General features: G+C 35.9%; 1 protein-coding gene. It reads right to left on the bottom strand.

What is annotated here, in order from left to right; translation table 11 throughout:
• Positions 1-245: 245 nt before the first annotated feature.
• Entirely contained in the window at positions 246-1,544 is a 1,299-nt protein-coding gene (locus J2743_RS11990; RefSeq protein WP_209627528.1) for a transposase, read from the bottom strand.
• Between the last annotated feature and the right edge of the window lie 147 nt (positions 1,545-1,691).

The following is a 1,691-nucleotide window of genomic DNA, read 5'->3' as shown; positions in this document are numbered from 1 at the left end:
AGACACTGTCTGATTTTCTAGTGATATGATGATTTTTTTTGTTTTGGTTATAAAATTTTTTTGGTAAATTTTTAATTTTTAGAAGGTTGTTCTTTTTATTATTCGTTTTTTTTAGGTTTTTTTTTTAAATTTGTGGGAAAATAAGGATTGGATTTGGTTTTTATGGGTTTTTTACGTTGATTTTGATGCTGGCTAACGCTATGCGGGGGAAATTTCTTTCAGGGTTTTTGGTGGTTCTTTTTTTTTTAGTTGGTGCTTATGTGTTTGATTTTTTGGTGGATTTCTAGGATTGTTCCGCCTGTTTTGTCGAGTATTCCTGCTTTTTTGATGTCTGAGAGTTTGATGTGGTTTTTTATTCCTTGTGGGGTTCTTAGTGCTTTTTTTTGGTGTGTTTTGAGGCTGGTGGAGTAGTGGTTTTCTATTAGGTTATTGGTGGCTGGTGCAGATGGTGTGAAGTAGAAGTTGGTGAAGTATTTCCAGTTTTTATCGATTTTGCGTAGTCTTTTGCGTACTTTTTTGTCGAATGTGTCGATTTCAGCCATCAGCTGGTTAATTTTCGTGCAAGCGTCTAAGTAGGTTCTTTGTTTATGGTTCAGTTTGTTTCGGCGGCGTGTTAGCTTACGTTTGTATAAGAACTTTTTAAATGGTTTTAGTTTTGTTTTATGCCATTTTTTAGGTTGATCTGTGTGTTCGGGGTTGGCTTTGATGATTTCCTTGAGGAATTGTATTTCGGCATCTCTGTCGTAAAAGATGTTCAGTAATTTGTATTTGGTTAATTCCTGTTTTAATGTGGTGTTTTTTGGGAAATCATTTACTATGCGTTTGTTTAGGTGTAGAAGGCAGTATTGGAAAATTAGATTTTCGCCGAAGAATTCCTCGAAAACCTGTCGGTTGCTGGAATAAAGGTCAGCAACCACAAAAGTCTTCTGTTCCGGGTTTAAATGTCGAGATAGGAAATTTTTAATGGTTTTAGGGTCTTTTTTGCTGCTTAGTTCCTCTGCAATTGATCTTGCAGTTTCATGATCCAGTAAGGTCAGGCGGTATTCCGTTGTTCGTCCCCTTTTAGGGAATTGTTCATCATAATGAACTATATGAACGTCTTCTATCGGTGGAACAATGATTTTTTCAACGGATTCGTTGAAAACGTTCATTATAGTGTCTTTCCCACGCGGAAAAATCAAATCCATCACATCTGAAATACCTCGAAAAGACACATGATTAACCCTTAAAACCTGAAACAACCGGTTCAAAACCGTGAAAAAATCATTCTTCAACGATTCCCAAAAACCACGCTCCTCCTCAAAAGAACACCTACAAAAAGGACAAACATAACGCCCAATACGAACACTACCCAACCCCTGCTTAGTATACGTATTATAACCATTGTGATTCATTCGTGTAGAGCACTCGGGACAAATTGGCCTTTCAGATCTGCGAAAAACACCATTAGATGTATATTCGAACTCATTACCATAACCTTCGAAAACCGAAGAGAAGAAATCTTTATGCGAAAAGTTTAATAACGTGCAATCCAAACTAACCATGTGTATCTACCAAATATACATTGTCTTCCAGGAGTTATAAAGCTTCTGGAAGACTAAAAACTTTTATAAGACTAATCAAAAACACAAAAACTTTAAAATTCTCATTTTTGGAAAAAAACTACATCACTAGAAAAACAGACAGTGTCG

This window comes from Methanobacterium petrolearium, assembly GCF_017873625.1.
Taxonomy (GTDB): domain Archaea; phylum Methanobacteriota; class Methanobacteria; order Methanobacteriales; family Methanobacteriaceae; genus Methanobacterium; species Methanobacterium petrolearium.
This window is presented reverse-complemented; position numbering and strand designations above follow the sequence as displayed.

Bases quoted from the DNA above. Each gene is read 5' to 3' on its own strand.
- J2743_RS11990 (WP_209627528.1), bottom strand. From the start codon at position 1,544: ATGGTTAGTTTGGATTGCACGTTATTAAACTTTTCGCATAAAGATTTC.